This is a genomic window from Akkermansia sp. N21169 (assembly GCF_029854675.1).
GTDB lineage: Bacteria > Verrucomicrobiota > Verrucomicrobiia > Verrucomicrobiales > Akkermansiaceae > Akkermansia.
The window spans coordinates 77,039-95,878 of sequence record NZ_JARWNC010000029.1 but is presented as its reverse complement, the minus strand read 5'-3'; the positions used below and the strand labels follow the sequence as shown (position 1 = coordinate 95,878).

Below are 18,840 nucleotides of genomic sequence, written 5' to 3'. Positions count from 1 at the left end.
TTGATGGCGCCCTTCCAGACGCCGGCACCCGACAGGATGATGCCGCCGGCATTGATGTCCAGATCCGCCTGTGACGTATTGGCTCCGCTCAGAGTCAATGTCCCGCTGCCGTTCTTCAACAGGCCGATATCGCGGCCGGATGATGCCGTCATGAAAATGCCGGAGTAGATTTCATCCCGCGTCTGCGTCACGGAAAGGAAACGCTGGGAAGCCCGGTCGGTTTCCACATCATTGTAATCGCCTCGGAATTCTCCGGCCCCGGAAAGATTGCCGACAGTCAAGGCATTCGTTTTGGCTTCCGCCAGGGTTGCCCCCGTGAAAAGCCGGTTGATGATCACTTTAGCCCCTTCATCCATAACCAGGTCCGGCGTTCCCGTAAACAGGGAATGTTCTCCGGCAGCCGTCGAAGCATTAGTCCCGAAAATGAGATAGTTGTTCCCCGTACCTGCGATATTTAGTGTACCGGAGAAATCGTGTCCCAGAGAAGAAATGAACAGATTCGATCCGTTGACCACCATGTTCAAAGTCCCAGTTCCGCTCAATGAACCGCTGTTGTAATCCCCGTATCCTGTCAGTGTTAACGCGGCATTGCTGCCGACCTTGTAACTGACTCCGTTTCGAAGATCCGTTGCAGCTTTGGCGCTGTCCAGCAATTCCAGAAGGCCGCTGCCGGTCACGGCAAGCGTGGCCCCCACAAAGTCACCCTTGAGCTGCAGCGTCTGACCGGCACCAAGCGCCTGGGTCAACGACCCTGCCGCGGCCGTAGTTCCGGCATCGACTTTGAGGATGGAATTGCTTCCCAGCGTAAACCGGTTATTCAGCGTCCCCTGGTCGCCAGACCACAAAAGAGTTGCCGTGGCACTGTCGGCAATATTGATCGAAGCCAGGGAATCCAGCCCTTCGGAAACAAAGCCCAGGGTAGAACCGTCATTCAGGGTCAGCGTCCCCGTTCCCAGGGCACCGGCTGTATTGGCAACCAGTTTGGCGGATCCGACGGAAATGGCTCCGTTCCATCCGGTATTGGCCAGATTCATCGTCAGACTTCCGCCCGTCAGTGATAAAGAACTACTCCCGGCAATGGTGCCGTCCGTCCCGGCATTGAAGGTATAATCCCCTCCCGTTACTTCCATGGTATTGGGCTTGACCGTTCCTACGATCGATACCGTTTTATCGGCGGCAGCATCTGTAAAGACAACTTTGTCTCCCGTATGGAAACTGGTATCCACCGAAGGAATATCGGCAGTCCAAGAAGAAGCATCATTCCTCGTTTGCCAGAGATCAGCATCTCCTGTCCAGGTCAATGTGACATCCGTCTTGTCAAAAACGACCTGGAGCATATTGCCGGCCCCCAGCTGATAGTCTATTTTGTCACGGGAATCCTCGTCAACCTCCATTCCGTAACTTGAAATTTTGGATTTATCAAATCCGCCGTCCAGCGTAAACATCTGGTAGATATAGTGTCCTGTTGTCAGCGAGACTAGTGATGAAAGATCAAAGACAACACCTGATCCAAGAGTAATGCTGCCGCCGTCCGAAACGGCATATTGTGTATTGACTTGGTCATTCAGGACAACGACACTGCCTCCGTCCAATGATAACGCCCCCGTCAACGAACCATTGGAGGCCGATGTCGTCGTCAAGGTGGAACCGGCGATCAACGACGGGAAACTCAATTTGCCGCCGTCAAGATTGAACCGGGTACCCGAGCCTACCACGGGAAGAGTCGTCCCTTCTTCTGCTCCGGCAACCGTTTTGCCATTGACCGTCAGCTGTCCGTCCTGCGCCGTGAAGGTACCGTTGAACGCAGTCAAATCGCCATCAAAGATCTGGGATCCCGTCCCCGTTTTGATCACGTTGACACCATCCGTCACCTTTCCGCTAAAGGTCAGGGCATCAGATCCGGAGTAATTGATTGTCAAATTGGAGGGAGAAGTCAAAGATGCTGATTTTTCCAACATCGCTCCCGCTTTTGTCGATCTCAGACCGGCTATCGTAACATCCGCAACCCCCAAACGAAGCTTTGTTGCGGCATTATCCAGGGAGATCAGAGCCTTGGCCGCGGCATTCTGGTGGTTGAGAACCAGTCTGAAATATTTGCTCCCATCATCTCCGGAATCTCCATTCGTCAGCGAGATCGTCCCTGTAAACCACTTGGAAGAATCGTCATCTACTCCGGAAATAATGAAAAGGCTTCTATCTTCATTCTCCGAATAAAACCCAGCTTGTCTGGAAATTTCCAGATTACCGGATCCATTCAATTTAGATATGGAATAAACACGTTCCCAGCAAGGCAATTGGATGAGAGCTTTTTCGACGGTGGATTCAGCGGAAGGCAGGATGGTAATTCCTTGGGCAAATTCGATATTAAAAACAATTTCGCCTCCTTCTCCCACATAACCTGTTCCCAACTGCAAGGTTCCTCCCTCCGACAAATTGACGGAACTTTGGACAACGTTTTGCTTGGAGGTAGATCCCGGGAATTTGAGCTGGAGCGTACTATTCGGTCCAATATTGACTGTTGCTCCAAGGAGGAGATTCGTTTCAGAAGTCGTGCGGTTGTCCCAAATCAATTTACCTCCGGTAATATTGACCGTCTCCACATCGACATTGGTATCGGAAAGCGTGACATTGGTAGACGATTCGATTGTACCTTTCCCATTGCCGACAATATTGCCGTTAAAGGTAAAATTATCATTCATCGTTGTACCGCCGAACACAAGTTTGCCTCCTTCTTGAAGAGTCACGACGACATTGTCTCCGCCGAGAGTTCTGTCATTCAAGCCTGTAGCCGTCAAGGTCGCACCCGATTCAATGGTGATACCTCCTTGATAATTACCGTTGGCACCGGTCAGGATCACTTCCCCTTTCCCCGCAATCGTCAAGTTGGCGGTACCAGCAGTACCTGTTAGCCCGCCGTTGATCGTAATTACTCCAACTCCGCCCAGATAACCGTTGTAACCGGCGCCCTGTCCGGTCGTGTCCGGTGTATATTTGTCCGTATTAAGCGTGACGGAACCTCCGATGGTCATTGCCTTGACTCCGGTCCAGGAATCCACGGTATTCAGAATACCCAGTGTTCCTCCATTCAAGGTAAGCGTAAACGCGCCGGCCGTACCCGTTGTTTTGCCGATACCGTCCTCACCCATATTAATCATGCCGCCTTCGTTGAGTACGACGGCAATTTTGGCTCCACTATCGCGTCTGTGAGCCAGATCAAGCCCCTTGATGTTCACAACGCCGCCTTCATTAACATTGAGAACGGCATTTGTGGCCGATACAACACTGATGTGAGCGGACAAAATATTCAAAATACCAGACACATTGACTGATGTCGCATAATTCCAGTGTCCAAGGACAAAAGCTCCCGTTCCGGAATTTCCATCAACATCCCCTAGAACATTCATCACATTGCCGGCTTTGATATTAAACGCCGTCGTACTGGATTGGTATTCATCAGCACCTGCATATCTTTGCACATTCAGGACACCCCAATCGTTTTCTCCATCTCCTCCCAAATTGAAGGTAGCCCCGTTCGAAAGATGGAAAGCATTCAACGTCAGGGAAGAACCGTTTTTCAGAATCAAATTGGTATTTGCCGTTTGGTTGAATCTATTTCCGGCAATAATTTCCGCTTTTCCACTGCCATCTCCTAAAGTCAACGTTGTTCCATTAAAGTTCAGACTCGCCAATGTTGTCGTTCCCGACTGAATGATCGCATTTTGAGACAGAACAAGCGAACCGGATCCCGTAATACTCCCGATCGTGGACGCCGTATTCAACGTCAGCGTTCCCGACCCAAGAAGGGAGAGTTGTTCTACGGCGAGGCTGCCGGCAGTCTCGCCATTCTTGATCGTATAAGCGGCAGAAGAGGCAAAAGTCAGCGTATCCGCAGAAAGAGCTGCTCCGTTCAGGATGATTTCATCCGTCGTCGTCTCATCAGCATCACCGTTGATCAGAAGGGAATTCATCGAATATTCCGGCTGGGACAGAGTCACGGAATCTCCATTGCGGTAATAGTATTTGTCGGCACCGGACTCACTTTCATTCACCAAAAGGTTCATTTCGGAGAATGAGACATTATTCCCTGCATAACCACTTGCCACATACAACTTGTTGCCGGCGGATGCCGTCAAGGATCCTCGAAGAACATCCAAAGACGTTCCCGTAGCAGTCAGGGAAAACTGACTGAGATCATCGGTATTGGACAGATTGATTCGCAGGAAACCACCTGTAGCTCCAATGGTAAAATCGCCCAAATCAAGAGTTCCCGTCGAGGAATTCAAATCCATGCCGATCATTCCAGCACCCGTTACCGCCGTCGAAGCGAATGCCGATGCAGTTCCCGTGACAACAATTTGCCCTCCGGCAGTCAGAGATAGAGTCAAAGCCGATGAATCGGCCGAGAGCAAATTCACTTTCACTCCCGTCGTTAAATTCCCCTGGCTCATGGACAGATTGACTCCATCGGCGGAAGAACTTCCCGAAAGGGTCAAATTGGAGGCGGCATTGTCGGCAACGGCAATCGTTCCGGTGAAAGCGCTCAAATCTCCCGACAGAACATGAGCCACACCCCCGGCAAGGTTCAGATTGAGGTTTTTGCCGATCTTGCCGGCGTAATTGGCAGTTCCCTTGACGGTCAGAGTATTGAAACTTCCATCCGCTGCTCCGGAAGTAATCTGAGCATTAGCCATGGTTCCCGACAAATTGACAAGAGAGGCGCTCTCAACATTATTTCTCAATATCCCTTTGTTGCTAATTTCCACAGAAGCCATCGAAATCGCATCGGCTTCCAACTGAAGAGTAATCTCTCCTCCATCGTTTCGGCCTACCATCCAGGTTCCGGAAAAGTCATTGGCAGCATTGTTGATCCTGAAAGTTTCAGTAAGCCCACCGCTTAACCTCAATTGAACTGTCCCCTGCCCGGAAATTTTTCCTGAGAAAAGAGTCGATTTTGCCCCCCACTGACCGGTTATGATGATTGAATCGGTTACATTGCCGTTCATCCGGATATTGCCGGACAAAATCAACGGACTAGCATCCTGTTTGTAAAAGCTGCTGCCTGCCTCCAGAATCATATCATTCTGGAACGTATTCGATCCATTATTGATAGGGTTCAGACGAAACGTGGCACCTTTCTCCACATGTATCGTCATCCCTTCCTTGCCGATAAGGATGCTTGACCCGAAATCTGTCGATCCTGTATAATTAAAATAATATTCCCCGGCCCCTCCCAAAGTCAATGTTCCACTGAAATCCTTCAGAAACTCATGCACTCCGGGAAGAGTATCCTTGTCGAAACTTATAGCTGTCCCCAAAACGAGTTCGCCACTTCCCGAAAAAGAATCTACTTTTAAGGCTTCAGAGAAACTCCGATGAATGGATATAGTTCCTCCCGATTCTACTGTCAGGGAAGGAGCTTGGAAGACGGCAGTTCCTCCGACGCGCATGTCTCCTCCTTCTCCGACAGTGACAGCGTTTAATGAATTTAACGTTCCTCCATCAATTTTAAGCAAAGTAGGAAGCTTCGAAATATTCGTTACTTCGAAAATGCCGCCTCCCTGAAACGTCAAACCGCCAGTTGCAGTCACGGAGGTTTCGTCAAGTTTCAACGTTGTTCCCACTTCCGTAATAAAAGCTGCAGCACCCGTCATATTGAGCGTTCCTCCGGAAAGAATCAATTTCCCCGATTTGAGGATTATGCCATCTGCCGAAACCGTACCTGTCACAGACAGAGTCGAACCTCCTGCTTCTGCCTTTATGACAGCAGCATGGTTTGTCCCACCCCAAGCAAGAGACCCGGTTTCTCCATCCGTATCAGACCATAAAGCATCAGTCCACGCAGCAGTACTGCCAAGAGTACGATACAAATAAGTCCCTGCATAGGAATCGACAACTTGAATACCGGCGATACATCCACGTCCAGCGCTGTTGACCACATTGCTGATAAAGATGGATCCCCCGGTTATATCCTTGATTTCAAGGACATTTGTGCCGAGAACAAGAGCACCCTGATTGTTGGCATAACTTCCCCACACATCAGTTCCCTCAACCATTTCACCATCTTTGAACGTCCAGTTTACTCCATTGACATTCATGGCTGTATTATGTTCAACCTGGGTACTGTCGCCGGACATAATAATATAGACCGTCGAAGACAGATAAGGTACGCCGGCAATTGTAACTGTATAAGCATCAGCTTTACCTGCATCAATATAAGAAGCGAGTAATTTATCCGTCTGGGTATCCGTTTTACCGGACGACCAAAAACTTGCACGTGTTGTCGCCACCGAAATGCCAGTCAATGCCCCACCTTGATTATCACGTTCAACGGAGTACCACGCATTGGCTGTAACAGGGGAGATGTTATTCCAAAATCCGCTCGGAATTTCAACACCCGGCATACCGACATTCTGGATGGGATCCGTACTACCCATTGAGAAGGTATCATTTCTGATAAAATTGATACTAAAACCAGTTCCCGTATCGGCAGAGAAGGAAACATGGGAATAACAAGCCATTATGGCTGCCGCAAGAGTAAGAGGTAATCTGAGTTTCATCGCAAAAGAGAATGGGTACCGTTCCTACTAGCAGTTTGGCAACCCGTTATCAAGGCCAAATTTCTCTCAGAAAATAGCCTCAATGTATGTCTCTACAATAAGTGTTTATTCTTCTTGTCATTGTATTATTAACTATTTATAATAAGCGACTTATTGTTGATCATAACGGATTGCCAAACCGCTTCAACAAAGTCGGCATCATGAGGGTTAATTAACTGTAATTTTTCCCGCGCCCTCCAAATAATCAATTATAAATACCTTAGGATCAGGAAATGAGATCCATTACAGATTAGGGCTGATTCCTTTCTCTCCGCATTAAGCATACGAGTTGAGGTGTACCGATGATGAAGTCTGGGAATTGGATATTTTTGAACGAAACCAGTGTTTGTCAGGTATACCTTGTACGACGATGGATGAGGAGAAAATAATGATGACGAGTAACAGGGAAGATTATTTGAAGAGTATCGAAGAATTGCAGCGCCGTCACGGCACTGTCAACAACAGGTTGATTGCGGATCGGCTGGAAGTGTCGCCTGCTTCGGTGAGTGAAATGTTGCAGAAACTGGCAAAGGAAGGTCTTGTTGAAGTGAAGCCGGAGAGGAATGTGGTGTTGACGGAGGAAGGAAAAAAGAAGGCTCTCCAGCTTCTTCGCATTCATCGCTTGTGGGAAGTTTTCCTCGTGGATCACCTTGGTTATGCCTGGAGCGAAGTCCATGAGGAGGCGGAGCGGTTGGAACATGCATCGTCGCCTCTCCTGGCGGAAAGACTGGATCATTTCCTGGATTATCCCCGGAGGTGTCCGCATGGCGGAGCCATCCCGGGAGGAGAAGGTAATGTCTCCATGCAAAAGCTCTACCGTTTGGTCGATTTGCCTGTCGGGGTTCGTGCGGTAATCCGGCGCGTACCCGAGCGCCGCGATTTGCTGGAGTTGCTTTCGGAACGCGGTATTTGCCTGAATGAGATGGTAGCCCCGGTAGAGTCCGAAGGATTGGAATCCGGCATTTTACTGGAACTTTCGGATGGACACCGGACAGCTCTTCCCAGCGTGCTGGCGGATTCGATCCTGGTCTCCTTTGCGGATGAACGGATTCTTCGGAAGGAACCCTGGGATTAAGAAAGACCCGGGGGTTGGGTTCAAACAAAAGCGGAGCCTCCGGGGATGGAAGCTCCGCTGATCGGTTTTTTGCGATTAGAAGTTTAATCCTTCTCCAGGATAGCCCCCTTGCTGGCGTTGGTGGCTAGTTTGCGGTAGCGGTTGAGCCAGGAGGATTGGATGGGATTGTATGTCGGTGTCCATTGAGCCCGGCGTGCGGCAATTTCCTGATCATCCAAGTGGACTTTCAGGAAGCGCTGGGGAATGGAGTATTCGATGATGTCCCCGTCTTTCAGCAATCCGATGACGCCTCCTTCAGCAGCTTCCGGAGAAACATGACCGATGCAGGCACCATGCGTAGCTCCGGAGAAACGTCCGTCCGTGATTAGAGCCACGGAGGAGCCGAGTCCCTGTCCCATGATGTAGGACGTCGGAGCCAGCATTTCCTGCATGCCGGGGCCTCCCTTGGGACCTTCGTTGCGGATGACGACCACATGACCGGGCTTGACTCTGCCGGCGAGGATGCCTTCGCAGGCGTCTTCCTGGGATTCGAAGATGATGGCTTCTCCCTTGAACTCCTTCATTTCCGGCAGAACTCCGGCGGATTTGACCACGGCTCCGTTTTCTGCCAGATTGCCGAAGAGGATGGCGAGGCCGCCGTCCTTCGTGTAGGCGTTTTCGAGTTTGTGGATGACGGTTTCGTCCTTGATTTCAGCTCCGGCGACCTGGTCTCCGAGCGTCTTGCCGCTGACGGTGATACAGTCGAGATGAAGGGCTCCGGTGATTTTGGCGATTTCGTTGATAATGGCGCTGATGCCGCCGGCACGCAATACGTCCTGCATATGGAACCGGGAGGACGGGGCTACCTTGCAGATGTTCGGAGTCCGTTTGGAAATATCGTTGATGCGGTTGAGGTCGTATTCGACTCCCGCTTCGTTGGCGATGGCCAGCGTATGGAGGACGGTGTTGGAACTTCCCCCCATAGCCATGTCGATGGTAAAGGCATTGTCGATAGAATCCTGGGTGACAATATCACGTGGAAGGGGACCGTCCGCTTTAGCCATTTCGACGGCACGGCGGGCGGATTTCTTCCAGAACTCCTTGCGTTCTTCGGAAAGAGCCAGCAAGGTACCGTTGCCGGGGAGGGCAAGGCCGATGACTTCGCAGAGGCAGTTCATGGAATTGGCCGTGAACATGCCGGAGCAGGAACCGGCTCCGGGGCAGGCGCTACATTCCATTTTGTAAAGCTGGTGCTCGTCGATTTTGCCGTTCTTGAACTGGGCGACGGCTTCGAAAACGCTGTTGAGATCCAGGGCGGAACCGTCTTCTCCCTGTCCTGCAGCCATGGGGCCTCCGCTGCAGAAAATCGTAGGGATATTGCAGCGCATGGCTCCCATGATCATGCCCGGTACGATCTTGTCGCAGTTCGGGATGCAGATCATGGCGTCAAAGGCGTGAGCGGACAGCATTGTTTCTACGCTGTCGGCAATCAGTTCGCGGCTGGCCAGGGAGAATTTCATTCCCTGATGGCCCATGGCAATACCGTCGCAGACTCCCGGCAGGTTGAATTCGACCGGAGTTCCTCCGGCTTTGCGTACTTCCTCCTTGATCAGCTGGGCGACCTTGTTGAGGTGGACATGGCCGGGAATGACTTCGTTGAATGAATTGCAAATGGCAATGAATGGACGCTTGAGGTCTTCGTCCGTCATCCCCGTCGCCCGCAACAGGCTGCGGTGCGGGGCATGCTCGAAACCTGCCTTGACTCGATCGCTTCGCATGGTCGTATAGAATGGTTGAATAGAAAAGTTCCAAACATTGGGTGTTTGGGTGGATAAACCCTAATCGTGCCGTTCCGGGAAAGCAAGGGAGAAAAACGTTCCCGGAACTCTTTTATACGTCGGAGGAAAGCTTTTTGACGACGCGGCAGGGATTGCCGACGGCAACGGAATGGGACGGGATGTCTTTGGTAACGACGCTTCCGGCGCCGATGACGACATTGTCTCCGATGGTGACACCGGGGAGGATGGTAACGCTCCCTCCGAGCCAGACGTTATCCCCGATCGTAACGGGAAAGGCCGTTTCAACGCCCGAATTGCGCAGATTGGCGTCAATGGGGTGGTTGGGGGTATAGATGCTGACATTGGGGCCGATGAAGGCATTTTTTCCGATGGTGACTTTTCCGCAATCCAGCACAGTCAGGTTGTAATTGATATAGGAATTTTCCCCGATGCTGATATTGTAACCGTAGTCGCAATGGAAGGGAGGTTCGATATGGAAGTGTTCCGTGGGGGAAGCCAGCCAGGGGCGTATCAGGTCGTGGCGTTCCCGGACGAGATCCGGTTCCATGGTATTGAATCGGTGAATAATCCTTTTGATGGAAGCTCGGTCGGCAATGAGTTCGGGATCCATTGGATGATACAACGCGGAGGACAGCATTTTTTCCTTTTCAGTCATGGCTACCTTCCAACCCTGCCCGGTCGTATCCGGTTCTGCAAGACCGAATAGGAACATGACCGTTCGGAGTGCAAGATGAAAGTTTTTTGAGGGGATGTTGGAATTGGATAGCATTGAGGGAGAAGCGTGTTAGACTAACCCGCATATCTTTCCTTTTTATGAATATGACGATAAAAAACGGGTTGTTACTGGCGTGCGGGCTAGGGCTGATGGGCTTTGCTACCGCCGGATTGAGTTCTGCCGAGGAACCTGCTGCGGCAGTGTCTTCGTCTGAGAGACCGTATTCCGGTGAGTGGTTTCCCCTGTTTAAGTCGATTCCGGATGAAGGCAAGGAACATGTGATAGCTCCGGGGCATATTACTGATACTTTGTGTCCTAAGTTTCAGATGTTCTATCCCGAGGGCTGGAAGGCGAGCGACAAGCGTCCTGTGCTGGTGGTGTTTCCCGGCGGTGGATACGGTATTCTTGCGATTGAGAAGGAAGGGACTAAAATTGCCCGATGGGCGAATGAACTGGGGATGGTTGCCGCTGTGGTGAAGTATCGTGTGACGGATCAGGGGAGTGGGAAGTTTACTCAGTTTCCCGGCCCCTTGCGCGATGCCAGGCAGGCGTTGAGGATTATCCGCCGTGATGCGGCGAGCATGGGAGCGGATCCTGCAAAAATCGGAGTGATAGGGTTTTCTGCGGGAGGACATCTTGCTTCGATGATGGCGACGATTTGGGATGAAAAACTATCCGGCGAAACGGGAGACGGACTGGATGCCGTTCCCTGCCGTCCTGATTTTGCGATGCTGATTTATCCTGTGATTACTTTAGAGGATGGCGTGGGGCATGCCGGCAGCCGATATAAGCTGTTTGGCAGTCAGGTGGCACCTGAAGTGAAGGCTCGCTATTCCGGTGACAAGCGTGTGACGGACAAAACACCGCCCCTTTTTCTGGAACAATCGAAGGACGACGGTGTATCCTGCAAGAATAGCGAGTTGATGGAGCTGGCGGCCAAAGCGCACGGTGTGGATGTTACTCGCGTCCTGTATGAACGGGGCGGACATGGCTATGGCATGGAGATCCGTAACCAGCCGACGGATGCCTGGCCGAAGGAAGCCGAAAAATGGCTGGATTCTCACGGCTGGACGCAACGCGCCAAGTAAGCATCCGTTCCTGTGTTGCAGGAATTATCAAGGAGGAGGAGATGTGCCTCCGTCTTTCCCTCAACCGGGTTCGCGGCCTGTCTCGCATGGGTTGTGAATCCGGTTTTTGTGTCCCGATTGCGCATTCCCAGGGATTTTTGCCCCAAAGTGACAACAATGTTACATAATAAGACGGGAGTATCGATACCGTCCTCCTGTATACGTCCGGGCACGTCAAAGATCCGCCATGGGATCTGGCGCACCAATCGAACATATGGACACAATTTATTACTTTATTTTAGGGATTCTGCTTCTGCTGGCATGTTTCGATCTTGTTGTAGGCGTCTCGAATGATGCTGCCAACTTCCTGAACTCCGCCGTGGGAAGCAAGGCTGCCTCCCGGAGGACGATCGTCATCGTTGCCTCAATTGGTATTTTGCTGGGTTCCATTTGTTCCAGCGGGATGATGGAGATTGCCCGAAGCGGTGTGTTCGTTCCGGGGCAGTTTTACTTTCATGATGTGATGATGATCTTTCTGGCGGTTATGCTGACGGACGTGATTCTTCTGGATGTTTTCAATACGTACGGTTTGCCGACATCGACGACGGTCTCCCTGGTCTTTGAACTGTTGGGTGCTGCCGTAGCCGTGGCGGCGATCAAACTGCTGGGAGCGGAGCCGGGCGTTGCCGGACAGTTGGGGGATTATATTAACTCCAGCAAAGCTCTGGCGATTATTTCCGGGATTTTCTCTTCGGTGGTGGTCGCGTTCACATGCGGAGCGATTATCATGTGGATTTCGCGGTTTATTTTCTCGTTTCGGTACAAAAAGATGTTTAACCGGGTGGGGGCTTTGTGGTGTGGCTTGGCCTTGACGGCCATTACGTATTTTGCCCTGTTCAAAGGATTGAAGGGTAGTTCTTTTGTCACGAAGGAACTGATTCATTCCATTGATGCCAGTCTTTGGTTCTGGCTGGCCGTGTGCATGTGTTTCTGGACGGTTGTGATGGGAGCACTGCAATTCCTGTTCAAGATCAATATCCTCAAGATTGCCGTATTGGCCGGAACGATGGCTTTGGCCCTGTCCTTTGCCGGAAATGACTTGGTGAACTTCATCGGCGTATTCATGGCCGGCGCTTCGTCGGTGGAAATCGCGCAGGGGGTTGCCGCCTCCGGCGGGGACATTGCAACTCTGACCATGGGGGAACTGGCCAAACCTGTTGTGGCCGACTGGAGGTATTTGTTCGGAGCCGGCATAATCATGGTTCTGGCGCTGGCGTTTTCCAAACGAGCCCAGACGGTGACGGAAACGGAAGTCAACCTGGCCCGTCAGGCAGGCGGGATTGAGCGTTTCGGTTCCGTGCCTCCTGCGCGTTTTGTCGTGCGTATCGCTATCATGATCGGCAAGTTCCTCCGGAGAGTGACTCCGGCTCCCCTGGGGCGTTTTATCGAAAAGCGCTTCGAGCCGTTGCCGGAGGAAGAGATCCCGGTTGGAGCCCCTTCGTTTGACTTGATTCGTGCCTCCGTGAACCTGACGGTGGCGGCACTTCTGATTTCCATGGCAACATCTCTGAAGCTTCCTCTGTCTACCACCTATGTGACTTTCATGGTCGCCATGGGTTCATCCCTGGCCGACAAAGCGTGGGGACGCGATAGTGCCGTGTACCGGATTACCGGGGTGATGACTGTGATTTCCGGGTGGTTTTTTACAGCGTTTGCCGCGTTTACGATGGCTTGTATCGTGGCAGTTGTGATCATGTATGGCGGAGTTGCCGGTATTGCCGTGGTCATCGCCGTTGCCACATGGCTGCTGGTGAAGAGCGCCCGGCTTCACAAGAGACGCCAGCAAAAGCGGGAACAGTATAAGATTATTACCGATATGCGCGATGTGACCGCAATCCGCAATGCATGCATGGAGGTGTGCGGTCTCATGAATGCCATGTCCGGGATTTATGCCAGTACGCTGGATGCCCTGCATTCCGAAGACAGGAAACTTCTGAAGCGTTTGGCGAAGGAAGCCAACAGTATGCGCAAGAATCTCGCGGAGAAGGTTCCTTCGGAGGTTCTTCCGGCGATTAATAAATTGCCCCGCGATTTGGCCGACCGAGGCAGAATGTATATCCAGCTGATGGAATATGCCGGTTCTTCTTTCGATTCCCTGACGGTGATTACGCGTTCCGGTTTCAACTACATTGATAATAATCACAATGGTCTGGATCAGGAACTCGTCCGGGGCCTGCGCAGAATGGGCGCCCGCATTGCACGGATCAGTCCGGCTCTTCAGGAGTTTGTCTCTTCCGGCGATGCCAGGTTGCTGGATGAAGTCCTGGAGGATTCCCGTTCTCTGGGCGATGAGTTTGCGGATGCTATCCGGACGAACATTGTGCTTCAGACCGAGGAGGTCAAGGATATGCGTGCCGCACTGCTGTATCTGAGCCTGTTGAATGAAGCTCGTTCCATGATCCATAAGGCGTACCTCCTGGCCAATACCCAGCGCGAGTTTCCCCTTGGTCGGGCGGAGGCCTGAGGCGATGGGGCTTTGACTGCTGCTGCGTCTATTCTCTTCTCCTCTCCATGGGAGGAGGAGAGATTTTTATAGTCCGACGAGGCCGAGTTCTTTTCCGATCAATCCGTGACGGCGGATGATTTCACCGTACGATATTTCCAAGGACGGGGATGGGGGGTGAAGTCCCCGGGGAATGCCGCCCCGGGCCAACTCAAGTGCGCCTGCGTTGTGGAGGGCCATGGGAGGATCGATGTAACGCATGAGCGTAGGATCTTTCAGGGAGAAGTTGGCGGGCTGCTTGGCGTTGAGAACCCGCTCTGCGGGGACGGATGGCCCCCATTCGTCTTCGACGCCCATGTTGGCAAGAAGGACGGGGGATTGGAGGTCTCCGGGGGATAGAATCTCCTCCAAGGCGTGTAGAACGCCTGTTGCCGTAACGGCGCAGAAGGCACGGACAACAGCCTGCCGAACTTGTTCCCGTGCATTCAGGGGAATGAATCCGATTCCCGGAGGCAAATGCTCTCGGACTTCGGTATCAATGTCTACGACTGTTACTTCCGCACCTTGGCGCAAGGCCATCAGCACGATTCCCCTGCCAACCTTGCCGTAGCCGAAGACGATGAGGCGGCGCTTTTGCAGAGAATATCCCCAGTTTGCCATAGCCCGGACGAAGCCGTCCCCTGTTCCGAGGCATGTTTCTATTTGTTTGATCTTGCCGGAGTCTACGACCCAGACCGGGGACTGGGCATGAGTATAGCGTGCTACGCCGGATCGGGTTAGCTCGGCATATCCCATGGCCGCCGGGACTTCCGCCAGGATACCGGCGCAGTCCAGGACGAGATCGAACGATGAATGGATGGCTTCTGAGGGTGAGATGACCGGAATCCCGAATTCTTGCGCCTGGAGGAGAGCTTCCGGGTCGTGTGGAAGAGTTGGGCCGATGGCAATGGAAAGCCGGGCTCCTGCTGCGATCAGTGCAGCGTATTTGGCGTATGTATTGCGGAAATGGGGTGTGGCGTCAAGAACCTTCAAGCCGTCCAGAGGACGTGTTTTTTCCCATTGGGCGCACTGGTGCCTCAGAACCGGAAATTCCTCAGGCCGGTAGAAGGAGGCCAGTTCCGCCAGGATATGTTGATGAAGGCTCGCCATGGGGATGGGCTTATCACAATGGGAGAGGACGGACAAGGCTTCCATGCCGTCCCGCCGGAAAGGGTGGGCTTTCCCATCTTCCCCAGGGATATCGCCGGGAAAAAATGAGGAGAAAAAATCCCCCCGCAAGCAGGGTGCTGCGGGGGGATGAAGGATTTGTGACCGGATTCGCTTACTTGGATTCCTTGTCGGAACCCATATCGGCGAGAGCCTTGTACATATTCCAGCGGTGGATGGCGTCCTGCTGAGCCTTGTCAACGAGGGTTTCGAAGTGTTCCTTGTTGTTCTTGGCCAGGAGGCGGAAGCGGTTTTCCGTCAAAAGGGCTTCCTTGAGGTCGCCCTTCGGTCCCTTGCCTTCCACGATCAGCGGGTTCTTGCCTTCGGCGGCAAGATCCGGATTGTAGCGGTAGAGGAGGATGCGACCGCTGTCCACGGCTGTCTTTTGCTGCTGGAGTCCCTTGGCCATGTCGATGCCGTGGGCGATGCAGTGGGAATAGGCGATGATCAGGGCGGGACCGTCATAGGCTTCGGCTTCGACGAAGGCCTTGAGGGTATGTTCGTCCTTGGCTCCCATGGCAACGCTGGCAACGTAGATGTTGCCGTAGGTCATAGCCATCAGGCCGAGGTCCTTCTTGACCTGTTCTTTGCCCTTTGTCGCGAATTTGGCGACGGCGCCCAGCGGAGTGGACTTGGAGCACTGACCGCCCGTGTTGGAGTACACTTCCGTGTCCAGCACGAGTACCTTGACGTTCTTGCCGCTGGCGAGGACATGGTCGAGACCGCCGTAACCGATGTCGTAGGCCCAGCCGTCGCCGCCGAGGATCCAGACACTCTTGCGGATGAGCTTGTCGGCCGTGGCCAGGAGGCGTGCGCATTCCGGTTTGCCGGCGATGCGGGACTTGAGTTCTGCGACATTGTCGCGCTGGTCCTGGATTTCGACTTCGTTTTTCTGCGGGTTGTTGAGGATCTTGCCGACAAGATCCTGGCCGACGGTAGCGGCATGTTCCAGCAGGAGTTCCGTGGCGAATTCCTGTTGCTTGTCGAGGGACACACGGAAGCCAAGACCGAATTCGGCGTTGTCTTCGAACAGGGAATTGGCCCAGGCTGGACCGCGTCCTTCGGCATCCTTGGACCACGGGGTGGTCGGCAGGTTGCCGCCGTAAATGGAGGAGCACCCTGTGGCATTGGCGACGACGAGGCGGTTGCCGAAGAGCTGGGTGAGCATCTTGACGTACGGCGTTTCACCGCAGCCGGCACAAGCTCCCGAGAATTCGAACAGCGGGCGGAGGAATTGCATGGAACGGACATTATCCGTCTTTACCAGCCGGGGATCCACGTCGGGCAGTTTCATGAAGTAGTTCCAGTTGGCAACTTCTTCCGTGTGGGTTTCGCCGTCGTTCTTTTCCATGTTGATGGCCTTCTTGCCTTCAACCTTCTTGTTCTTGGCCGGGCAGACATCGGTGCAGAGCGTGCAACCCGTGCAGTCTTCCGGAGAGACTTGGATGACGAATTTCTGGCCCTTCCAGTCAGGATGGCGAGCATCGGAGGACTTGAAGCTTTCCGGGGCATCCTTGAGTTCTTCGGGGGAGAAGACCTTGCTGCGGATGGCGGCGTGCGGGCAGACGACCGTGCACTTGCCGCACTGGATGCAGCATTCGGGATCCCAGACGGGGATTTCGAGGGCGAGATCGCGTTTTTCGTACTGGGACGTGCCGGACGGGAACGTTCCGTCGACGGGCAGTTTGCTGGTAGCCAGGCAGTCTCCTTCACCGGCCATGATAGTGGCCAGAACGTCTGTGACGTATTCCGGGGCTTCGGGGGACATGATCGGGGGGATGGCATGCCCATTGACAGTGGCGCCGTCGAGATTCACTTGATGGAGGTTTTCCAGCGTGGCATCGACGGCGGCAATGTTCTTGTTAATGACTTCTTCACCCTTCTTGGCGTAGGTCTTGGCAATAGCTTTCTTGATATAGCCAATGGCTTCGTCAGCAGGGATGACGTTGGATAGCGCGAAGAAGCAGGTCTGCATGATGGTGTTGATGCGACCACCCATGCCGGTTTTCTTGGCAACGGAGAATGCGTCGATCACGTACAGCTTGATGCCCTTGTCGAGAATTTGCTGCTGCATGCGGGCGGGAAGCTTGTCCCATACCTTGTCGGCGGGGAACGGACTGTTCATCAGGAAGGTGGCGCCGGGGACGGCGAACTTCAGGAAGTCGAACAGGTTCAGCAGGCTCGGCTGGTGCAGGGCCAGGAAGTTGGCCTTTGAAATGAGGTAGGTGGAACGGATCGGGCGAGGACCGAAACGCAGGTGGGAGATTGTCGTGGAACCGGACTTCTTGGAGTCGTACACGAAGTAGCCCTGCACGTTGAGGTCGGTGTGCTGGCCGATGATCTTGATGGAGTCCTTGTTGGCACCGATCGTACCGTCGGATCCGAGGCCGAAGAACATGGCGCGCGTGACGTCGTCGGCTTCAACGCCATATTCGGGATCGTAGGGAAGGCTGCAGCCGAGAATGTCGTCTTCAATGCCGATGACGAAGTGGTTCTGGGGGGCGTCTTTGGCAAGGTTGTCGAAGACTCCCTTGACCATGGCGGGCGTGAATTCCTTGGAACCAAGACCGTAGCGTCCGGCAACGACGGCAGGCATGCCTCCTGCGAAGGGAAGCTGGCCGGCGCTCTGGGCTTCAAACAGAGCGTGGACAACGTCGAGGTAGAGGGGTTCTCCGGGGGAACCGGGTTCCTTCGTGCGGTCGAGTACGGCGATCTTGCGGACTGTCTTCGGCAGGGCCTTGACAAGTTCTTCAGACGGGAAGGGACGGTACAGGCGGATTTTGAGCACGCCGACCTTGGCTCCTTCGCGTTCCATCATGGCTTCCACGGTTTCGTGGACGGCTTCACAGCCGGAACCCATGAGAACGATGACGCTGGTGGCATCTTCGGCTCCGGCGTAATCGACCAGATGGTACTGGCGGCCGGTGGCGGCGGCAAACCTGTCCATGGCTCCCTGGACAATGGCGGGAACCTTGGCGTAGAACTGGTTGCCGACTTCGCGTCCCTGGAAGTACACGTCGGGGTTCTGGGCCGTGCCTCGGATGACGGGGGCATCGGGATTGAGGGCGCGTTCGTGGAAGGCGTCCACCCACTCCTGCTTGATCATGCTGTTGAGGGTATCGTCGGTGATGTCGGCGATCTTGCCGACTTCGTGGGACGTACGGAAACCGTCGAAGAAATTGATGAAGGGCACGCGCGATTCAAGCGTGGCCGCATGGGAGATGGCGGCGCAGTCGGCGGCTTCCTGGGTGGAGGAACCGCAAAGCATGGCCCAGCCGCAGGAACGGACTCCCATGACGTCGGAGTGGTCGCCGAAGATGGACAGGGCTTGCGTGGCCAGGGCGCGGGCGGCGACATGGAAGACGCAGGGGGTTAGCTCGCCTGCGATCTTGTACATGTTGGGGATCATTAGGAGGAGTCCCTGGGAGGCGGTGAAAGTCGTTGCCAGAGAACCGGTCTGCAAGGCGCCATGAACGGTGCCGGCTGCTCCGGCTTCGCTCTGCAGCTCGACCACCGAGGGGACGGTTCCCCAGAGGTTCTTGCGGTCGATGGATGCCCAGGTTTCAGCAGATTCGCCCATAGGCGAGGACGGAGTGATCGGGTAGATCGCCACGACTTCCGAAAAACGATAGGCCACGGAAGCGACTGCTTCGTTAGCGTCAATCGTGCTGTAGGTTATTGTTGCATTCTCACTCATATTTTGCACGGGTATTGTCAAATGATTAAGTCGATACTTAACTTGCGGGTGAATTTACCATATCAACTCGCGAGGGTAAAAGGAATTATGCTCCCCGGACGTTAAATAGCGCCTTTTTTGACCATGATGTCACAATTATTTAGAATGATTCCTAAAAGCAAAAGGAAAAAATGATCAAAATCGAGGGAAGAATTGTGCGATTG

The 18,840-nt window shown here is 53.4% G+C and carries 8 protein-coding genes; 3 read left to right on the top strand and 5 right to left on the bottom strand.

The genetic code is table 11. The features are described 5' to 3' along the window. Positions 1-6,557, bottom strand: a 6,557-nt coding sequence (locus tag QET40_RS02745; protein WP_280125646.1) for a hypothetical protein, incomplete at its 3' end; no start/stop codon positions are given. Between the two features lie 427 nt (positions 6,558-6,984). Here QET40_RS02745 and QET40_RS02740 point away from each other — a divergent pair. Beyond that, positions 6,985-7,671 (top strand): metal-dependent transcriptional regulator, encoded by a 687-nt coding sequence (locus QET40_RS02740; protein WP_280125645.1) that lies wholly within the window; start codon positions 6,985-6,987, stop codon positions 7,669-7,671. Between the two features lie 83 nt (positions 7,672-7,754). On the opposite strand, the gene ilvD is transcribed toward QET40_RS02740, so the two are convergent. After that, on the bottom strand, positions 7,755-9,428 hold the full coding sequence (ilvD, locus tag QET40_RS02735; RefSeq protein ID WP_280125644.1) for a dihydroxy-acid dehydratase: 1,674 nt from the start codon (positions 9,426-9,428) through the stop codon (positions 7,755-7,757). 112 nt (positions 9,429-9,540) lie between these two features. Beyond that, entirely contained in the window at positions 9,541-10,104 is a 564-nt protein-coding gene (locus tag QET40_RS02730) for a sugar O-acetyltransferase (RefSeq protein WP_345783046.1), read from the bottom strand. 164 nt (positions 10,105-10,268) lie between these two features. Between QET40_RS02730 and QET40_RS02725 the strand changes: the two genes are divergently transcribed. Both QET40_RS02725 and QET40_RS02720 read left to right on the top strand, forming a co-directional pair. Further along, positions 10,269-11,252 (top strand): alpha/beta hydrolase, encoded by a 984-nt coding sequence (locus tag QET40_RS02725; protein ID WP_280125642.1) that lies wholly within the window; start codon positions 10,269-10,271, stop codon positions 11,250-11,252. 253 nt (positions 11,253-11,505) lie between these two features. After that, entirely contained in the window at positions 11,506-13,755 is a 2,250-nt protein-coding gene (locus QET40_RS02720; RefSeq protein WP_280125641.1) for an inorganic phosphate transporter, read from the top strand. 66 nt (positions 13,756-13,821) lie between these two features. Here the strand turns inward: QET40_RS02720 and QET40_RS02715 are convergent, their stop codons facing one another. Next, positions 13,822-14,928 carry an NAD(P)-dependent oxidoreductase gene (locus QET40_RS02715; RefSeq protein ID WP_280125640.1) on the bottom strand — a complete coding sequence of 369 codons (1,107 nt, stop codon included), beginning with the start codon at positions 14,926-14,928 and terminating at the stop codon, positions 13,822-13,824. 127 nt (positions 14,929-15,055) lie between these two features. After that, on the bottom strand, positions 15,056-18,637 hold the full coding sequence (gene nifJ, locus QET40_RS02710) for a pyruvate:ferredoxin (flavodoxin) oxidoreductase (RefSeq protein ID WP_280125639.1): 3,582 nt from the start codon (positions 18,635-18,637) through the stop codon (positions 15,056-15,058). Positions 18,638-18,840 lie beyond the last annotated feature (203 nt).

What these genes read in the sequence shown, in the direction of transcription:
- QET40_RS02740 (WP_280125645.1), top strand. Translation starts at nt 6,985, where the DNA reads ATGATGACGAGTAACAGGGAAGATTATTTGAAGAGTATCGAAGAATTG.
- ilvD (WP_280125644.1), bottom strand. Translation starts at nt 9,428, where the DNA reads ATGCGAAGCGATCGAGTCAAGGCAGGTTTCGAGCATGCCCCGCACCGC.
- QET40_RS02730 (WP_345783046.1), bottom strand. Translation starts at nt 10,104, where the DNA reads ATGACTGAAAAGGAAAAAATGCTGTCCTCCGCGTTGTATCATCCAATG.
- QET40_RS02725 (WP_280125642.1), top strand. Translation starts at nt 10,269, where the DNA reads ATGACGATAAAAAACGGGTTGTTACTGGCGTGCGGGCTAGGGCTGATG.
- QET40_RS02720 (WP_280125641.1), top strand. Translation starts at nt 11,506, where the DNA reads ATGGACACAATTTATTACTTTATTTTAGGGATTCTGCTTCTGCTGGCA.
- QET40_RS02715 (WP_280125640.1), bottom strand. Translation starts at nt 14,928, where the DNA reads ATGGAAGCCTTGTCCGTCCTCTCCCATTGTGATAAGCCCATCCCCATG.
- nifJ (WP_280125639.1), bottom strand. Translation starts at nt 18,637, where the DNA reads ATGAGTGAGAATGCAACAATAACCTACAGCACGATTGACGCTAACGAA.